Origin of the sequence: Clostridium sp., assembly GCF_040797585.1 — a bacterium.
In the GTDB taxonomy this organism is placed as follows: Bacteria; Bacillota; Clostridia; order Clostridiales; family Clostridiaceae; genus Clostridium_Z.
The window spans coordinates 1-7,692 of the sequence record NZ_JBFNEO010000140.1 but is presented as its reverse complement, the minus strand read 5'-3'; the positions used below and the strand labels follow the sequence as shown (position 1 = coordinate 7,692).

4 protein-coding genes and 1 riboswitch are annotated in these 7,692 nt (G+C 28.2%); all 4 genes read right to left on the bottom strand.

The genetic code is table 11. The features are described 5' to 3' along the window. A partial coding sequence (locus AB2369_RS09450; RefSeq protein WP_367666237.1) for an Ig domain-containing protein occupies nt 1–3,011 on the bottom strand: 3,011 nt, incomplete at its 3' end. A gap of 226 nt (nt 3,012–3,237) precedes the next feature. Further along, a riboswitch (cobalamin riboswitch) is annotated at nt 3,238–3,418 on the bottom strand. A gap of 194 nt (nt 3,419–3,612) precedes the next feature. Continuing rightward, on the bottom strand, nt 3,613–6,099 hold the full coding sequence (locus AB2369_RS09445) for a WG repeat-containing protein (protein WP_367666236.1): 2,487 nt from the start codon (nt 6,097–6,099) through the stop codon (nt 3,613–3,615). 241 nt (nt 6,100–6,340) lie between these two features. Next, nucleotides 6,341–6,766 (bottom strand): hypothetical protein, encoded by a 426-nt coding sequence (locus AB2369_RS09440; protein WP_367666235.1) that lies wholly within the window; start codon nt 6,764–6,766, stop codon nt 6,341–6,343. Between the two features lie 207 nt (nt 6,767–6,973). Beyond that, nucleotides 6,974–7,312: an arsenate reductase family protein gene (locus AB2369_RS09435; protein WP_367666234.1), complete on the bottom strand. Its 339-nt coding sequence runs from the start codon at nt 7,310–7,312 to the stop codon at nt 6,974–6,976. Between the last annotated feature and the right edge of the window lie 380 nt (nt 7,313–7,692).

The window sequence follows — 7,692 nt, the reverse complement described above, 5'->3', positions numbered from 1 at the left end:
GTTGTATATTCCTTTTCATTTATAAATGAATTAATATTAACTAATGGGTTTCCCATCCAATAATTTTTAAACTTAAGTACTACATTCTTCCCTTTAACCTCATAAGTTAGCATTGGAATTGTGGTTAAAATTTCTTGTCCTGTGTACTCTGACATGTAGAATACATATTCATCATACTTACCCTTTCCTTCTTCATCATTAAGGTTAGTAAATTTATCTACTGATAACATAGGGCTTACTATTTCTGTACCCTTCACTAAGTAATATGACCATCCATAGGTTTCCCCATCTTTATTTCCTACTATGGAGTTTACATAAAATCCGTTACTTACATTACTAATACCTTCAACCTTATCTATTCCTACAGATAATCTTAATAATTCTAAAAGATTATTCGCTGCATCTCCATAGGATATTTCTTCATTAAATAGGGTCTTATCTCTTCCTTCAACTCTTACCCTTATCTTATTAGAAGCATTCTTATCTATAGCAAAGTTTCTCTTCTCTTTGCTCTTATTTCCCTCTTCATCTACCGCTTCTACTTCTATATCATATATTCCTGAAGATGATATTTCTCCACCTTTAAATTCTTCTCCATTTAATATAGCTGTCCACTTGTCTCCCTTAGTTGAAGAAATGTTAACTTGTATATTTTCTCTATATACTTTACCATTTTCTATTCCATCTATAGTTATTACTGGTGGTTTTTCATCCTTTATCTCAACGGAATTTTTAATTCCAAAAATAGATTCTCCATTATAAAGTTCCACTAATGCTGAAAGACCATAGAATGTTCCATCTACATGGGAGGTTGTACCTTTTCCATTAGTTATTCCTGATGCCTTCTCTGTCATCTTTAGACTAGTTGCCTTATAGCTTAAAAGAGTACTTAAAAGAGTTTTATCCTCTTTTACAAAACTCTTTCCTAAAGGATTTATATTATTAGCAACTAACCCTTGAATTATCATTGATACTGCTCTTGGTTCATGGGTTGAGTCAAATTTCATATCTTCAGTTATAGAATTTTTTATATCTGTAATTAAACCTTTAAGAAGTAAATCTCTTTCCTTTGATGCCTTAGCTCCAGCTAAAACTGTCATAAGAAGGGCTTTATTTTCTATCTCATTATATGTCAATGTATTATATCCTTGAGACTTATATAGTTTTATTATCCCCCCTATTGCACTATCCTTATCATAGCTTTCCTTTGCCATGTCTAAAGCAAGTATTGCATATCCTTGATAAATTAGGGCATTCTTATCAACAAAATCATTTTTTATAAATAATCCTTTAAATTCTCCATCCTTAACTTGACTTTCTGAAAGTTCCTTTACGAAATCTCTTCCATTGTAATTTCTTGGATCTTCTCCTGACCCTAAAATTGCTATTATAGCCTTAGCATAATCTAAAACATTGCTCTGCCTTCTAGAAATATATGGAACTTTCTTAACTCCCATTTTACTTAATGCTAAAGGTGCTAGGAATTGTCCTGTGATTTCTCCTTCATAATGAAGTAATAAATTGTCTATTTCTTTTTTTATTTCACTTTTTTGTTTACTTGTAATTTCCTTTAATCCTAAATTATCTTCTACTTTTAATTCCTTTAAGGTAAACACTTCTTCGTTATCTTTTAAGGTTACTTTTATCCTACCTTCTCCAACTTTTAAAGCATTAACTATACCATCTTTATCCACTTTAAGTATTTCTTCGTCTTCACTACTCCATATAACTTCTGAGATCTCAATATTCTCTCCATCCTCGTCTTGTGCTGACACTTTAAGTTCAATAGTATCTTTAACCTTTATTGGAAAATCATCTTCATTCACTTCTATATTAAGACTTTTTACTTTAGGAGCATATACATTAATTTCTACTGTAGTTTCTATTGCTCTATTCTCCTTAAGTATTGCCCTAACCTTAGCTTTTCCTTCCTTTAAGGCTGTTACTTTATTTCCTTCTAGTTTAATAACCTCTTCATTATCTACTAAAAATTCTACTTCTTTCCCAAGGAGTCCCTTATCCTTTGAATCATAAACCATTGGATTTAACACTAATGTTTTATTAAGTTTTAAGTTCTCTGATGCATTTTCAAATTTTATATATTTAGGAGTAACTTTTTCATACTTTAATTTATACATAGATTCCTTGCCACCATGTTTATAGTTATAATAATCAACTAAAGCAGCAAGCTTATTTGTAGCTTTATCCTCAGTATTCACATCAAAGGCATTAAGTCCATCTATTAAATTTTTCCCACTATTTGTCCACTTTGAATCTGTTGGATCTTCTCCTAAGGAGATTAATGCTTGTATAAAGTCTGAGTTATAATATAATCTCTCATCATAGTCTATCCATCCCCAACCATCATCCTCTGGTATAGATAACTTACCTTCTTCATTTAAATAATAACTTATCTTTTCTTTTAATTTATTTAAATATGTATTAGCATCCTCTTCCCCTTTATATGAAGATAAAGCAACTAATGCAATACTTATATCGTTAATACTAATATTACTCTCATTATCTATTGCAGTTATAAGAGATTTCTTAGCCATACTTTTATCATAACTAGCGTCTATCATATTAAGGGCAACGATAGCTGTAGCTATACTTGAGACATTTAGATCCATAAATTCGTTACCAGCTTTTATTAGAAAACCATCTTTATTCTGAGAGCTTATTAATTTATCTACATAAATCTTATTCTCATCACTAAAAACATCTTCTTTTTCTGCTACTAAAGTCATTATATTAGATGCATAGTTTCTTGCTGTATCCCCATTAGGCATATTAATATCATTTTTATCTACAGGTATATCTAAGGCTCTAAGAGTTAAAGCATCTAAATATGTCTTGGTTTTCTTCCCTTTAACCCTCTCCTTTAGATTATTAATAGCATTTAAAAGATTTTGGCTTTCATTCTCATTTGCAAAAGCCTTTATTGGCGTAATAATGCTAGTCATAAATATAACTACCATAATAAAAGATAAAATTTTAAATTTTTTCTTCATATAAACTCTCCTTATATTTAATTAATTTATCCCTAGAAACTATAAGCTAATTTAAAGTTATTTCTTGGAATTTAAGAAGAATGGCAAAATAAAAACGCCTAGAGAAATTACTCTAGACGCAAGTGTACTTTAATATCTATAATCACTATATTATTGCTCATAAACTAAGCTTTAATATAATAATATTAAATCACCACATTATCCCTGCTCTTCCCTCCGAAGCCAAGAGTAAATTAATAATATATAAGAATATCCTGACTTGTGCTTCATCCTCTGATACCCTTCCCAAGAATAATCTCAGTGGTTCTGTATCTTCGTCTACACCTACAGTAGCGGGGGCTGTTGTGGTTCATCCACATTCCTCTTATATAATATTTATTTAATTTTTACACAAACTTACCATGTAAGTATATATTATTTTAATAAAAAGTTCAATATATATTTAAAATTTAAATAAACTTATCTATTGACATTCCTATAACAAGATTATAAAAATATTTATCTAAGTGGATATATTATTCATTTATCAATTAAAAATACTGTAAAATATATCTTTATAACACAATTATAGCTTTTAATTAATACCATTGAACAATAAAATCTAGTTAAAAGACTTCCAAAACTCCCCATCCTTATTTATAATATCATCTATATCAGAAAAATCTATTTTAAATGTAGGAGTTCCCGCTACATAAGGTCCTATCTCATATACAGCAAAAACTATATAAAGGCTATCGTCTTTTATATAAAACCCTTGATTCTCCTTTATTCCTTTAAAATCTTCCTTAAATAATCCCTCATATTGCTTCTTATTATTTAGATCATCAATTATTATTTGATTTATAACCTTCTTATAGTCTCTATTTACCTTAAACAAATCCTTCAACTCATATATTTGACCCGAGTCAATATTTGCATTTACGAAAGTTTTTGTACTTATTCCATGAGCTGCTCCTAAATGATATTCATAGGTGTCTAGCTCGATAACTAATAAATTCTTTTTAAAAAATATTACTTCATAATCCCCTAAATAGTTATAATTTAATCTTTCATTTTTTTTTACTTCTTTTAGATTAGATAACTCCTTAATCCTATTATTTATTGCATTTTGTGCTTCTAAGTTTTTTCCGCCTTCCAGTTTGGGGTAATATACTAAATAGTCTATATTAGGTCTATATTTCACTTCACTAACTTTAATATTATCTCTTAGTATAATATCCGGTTTATACTTCCATATATAATTTCCAAGCTTATCTAAATAATATAATCTTCTATCTATCTCTGCTTTATATAAAAATCCTCTTTCTTCTATTGTTCCTTTACCATCCAAAAAAGGGAATGTAGCTACTTTCTCTCCCGACGTATTTATAAGAAATGTTTTCTCTCCTTCATTTACCCATGTTACTCCATCTTTAAACTCTCCTATATCAGAATAAATAAAATCCTTAAGGATTTTCCCATCTCTATCAAAAATCCCATAGGTTGATCCCATATAAGGTGAATTTGCTTCCACTGACACCCCTACTGCAAATAAGCCTTTTCCTAAATACCTTATATCATTATATTTATAGGGTATTATAACCTGACCCTTTTCATCTATTACTCCGTAAGCATTTTTTATATCCTCACTAGTATTTACAACAGCTCTATTATCCTTAAATCCACGAGCTTCTGAATATATAGCTGGTATTATTTTATTTCCTTTCTCATCTATATACCCATATTTATCTTTTTCTCTATCAAGATAAGCAAGCTTCCCTTCACTATAGTTTGAAACTTTCATATTACTATAGCTTTCTAACGGTTCTCCCTTTTTATTTATAATTTGAAAGTCATCGTTTTTAAGATTTACTAGAGCCTTTCCATTAGAAAAATCATAGGCATATCTATATTGTTCCTTTATGGCTACTTCCCCACTTTCATTTAAATATCCATAAAGAAATGGGGGATCACTCTTTTTTTCAAATACAGCTCTCTCATCCTGTACAGGAGCTAAATATCTATATCTATCCTTACTTATTTCATTATCATTTTTATCTACTATTTTTATTTCTCCGTTATATGCTTCAAATAAAGATTTATAAAAAATATTTATAAATCTATATTTAGGAGGTATTGTGTAATTTCCTTCCCTACCTATAACTCCAAACATTCCATTTTCCTCTACAATTGCTAACCCTTCACTACTAAACTCTCTTGCATACTCATATTTAGGTGGTATCTCCACATTTCCAACTTCATTTATATAACCATATTCTGTTCCCCCTAAAATTTTTTCATAGAATTCATAAAGTTTAGGGGGTAAGTCTTCAGTTAGAGTAGTATTATCTTTTCTCATTTTTGTACTTTTTTCTAATCTATCCCTTATTCTTAGAAGTTCTTCCCTACTTTTATATGGATTTTTAAAATTAAGAGCCTTATTTATTGATTTTAATGCCTCTTTCCTTCTACCTGTATTCATATAAGCTAATATCAAATAATATAAATATATTGGACTATTTTCGTCCTTTTTTACAAGCTTTTCATAATATTTAACTACTTTTTCAAAATAATACGGGTAATACTCTGGAGCTTTATAAAGTTTTATATACCTTAATTTATATATCTCTATGTTATAAGCTTCTCCAGTATCATGTACCCAAAGAGCAATTTCATATAATCCATCTTTTTTCCCACGGCTTTTCATATCTTCTAAGTCTATTTTAGAATAAACTTTCCCATCTAATAATTTCTTAAGCGCTCTTCCTTTGTATTCATAAATTTCAAGTTCACTCCAAATTGCTCCTATCTGCCATCCTATAAGTAAATTATTTATACTTTTACTCCTAAGAGGACTCACACTTAGAAAATTTATATCATAGCCCTTATTTCTTATTATATCTATGGTTACCCATTTATTATTTATATTTTTTAATATAAGTACATAAGGTTCTCCTCCTAACTTGTAGGCACCTATAATTTCTTTTTTACCATCCCCATCTATATCTTTATTAAAAATCATTGGTTCTTCCTTATTTCTATATATTATAACTTCAGCATCCTTTGGAAGGTTACTTTTTAATATTTTCTTCATTGTTTCTAAATTCATTTTCTCTTTCCTTTTAAAGTATTGTTACAACCATTATATGTAATATACTTCTTTAGTTGAAAATATTATAGAACGATTATTCCTCCAGGTGGTGTTCTTTCCACTACCTGAAAGTTGGATGAGTTAATCTAAGGCGTAGCAACTATTCTCCCCATTTTTTAAGAGTATGGGGCTTTGTTACAGCTCATAACCATCAGATAAAATAGAAAATGACCTTGAAACTCATTTCAAGGTCATTAATTTATCTATTATTTATTAAAACTACTATTATTTTTATATATTGTATTACTGTGATAACTAAAAAACTTATTAGGAAAAAGTGGTAAGCTAACATTCCTTGCATATATGTTAGATTAAAAGAAACAACTGTCATTATACTAAAGGCTATGGCTCCTATTATTACTATTAAACTATATCCTCTTATTTTCCCTATATTTCTTAATCCATATATTATTAAAGCTAATGAAATAACTATCAAAATTCCACTGTAAATTCTTATTAAATTACTATTAAAGGCTCCCTGCTGGAGAACATCATTCTTATATACTAAATACCTCATTACTCCCATTTTTTCTTTAGATAGTATCTCTAATACTATCGATGGAATAAGTATTGCAATTTGAAGTATGTACAATATAGTTATAAATATCTTTTTTCCTTTTTTCATAAACTCTCCTTAAGTGTAATTTTACTATTCTGTAGTAATACTACTTATATTTCTTTCTATACTTTTTTCTTATTATATAGATATACCACATGGTATCTTAATAAGCTATAAATCTTTCAATAGACTTTAACTAATGATAGCTGGTGATTTAGTTTCAATCATCCTGTTGTCTATCTATATAATATAATGAATCACATAACTTGTCCTCTACTCCCAAGAACTCCAGATTTCTGGTTCATATCCTACGGTTGCTTTATTTCCATTCCTAACTATAGGAGTTTTATAAACCTTAGGATTATTTAAAAGGATTTCCTCCTTCATTTCAACACTTCTTATTTTATCTAGATTTAAAGTCTTATACTCCTTCTTTGTAGAGTCAATTAATTTATCTATCCCTACTGCTACCCTAACTCCTTGTAATTCTCTTTTACTTAATCCTTTTATATTTAAATCTATAAACTGATATTTAATTCTTCTTTCTTTAAAGTGTCTTTCGGCCTTTTTTGTATCAAAACATTTTTTAGTACCAAATATTTGTATATTCATTGTATTTTTCTCCGTTTCCATAAAATTTTCTATACTAATCTTATAGATTATAATTTATTTTTTTATATTAATTAACTTTATATGTTTAAACTATCCCCTATTATATCATCACTTATGACTATAATTCTACCTAACTTTTTGAAATCTTAACTTACGGTGAATTAATAATTTTAAATTGTGAATTAAAAAATCAAACAGATAAAAGTTAATAATTTTAATCTCCTAATCTAACTATGAAAAAGAGTTAAATTCCCGTCATCATTATAAAAATATAAATAAGCCCATCATATTTTAAAAGGATTTAAAACCATACTAAAATATGATGAACTTAATATTAGATTTATTATAAAAATTACTTTTCTTAAAATATGAAAGTTATT

Bases quoted from the DNA above. Each gene is read 5' to 3' on its own strand.
- AB2369_RS09445 (WP_367666236.1), bottom strand. From the start codon at position 6,099: ATGAATTTAGAAACAATGAAGAAAATATTAAAAAGTAACCTTCCAAAG.
- AB2369_RS09440 (WP_367666235.1), bottom strand. From the start codon at position 6,766: ATGAAAAAAGGAAAAAAGATATTTATAACTATATTGTACATACTTCAA.
- AB2369_RS09435 (WP_367666234.1), bottom strand. From the start codon at position 7,312: ATGAATATACAAATATTTGGTACTAAAAAATGTTTTGATACAAAAAAG.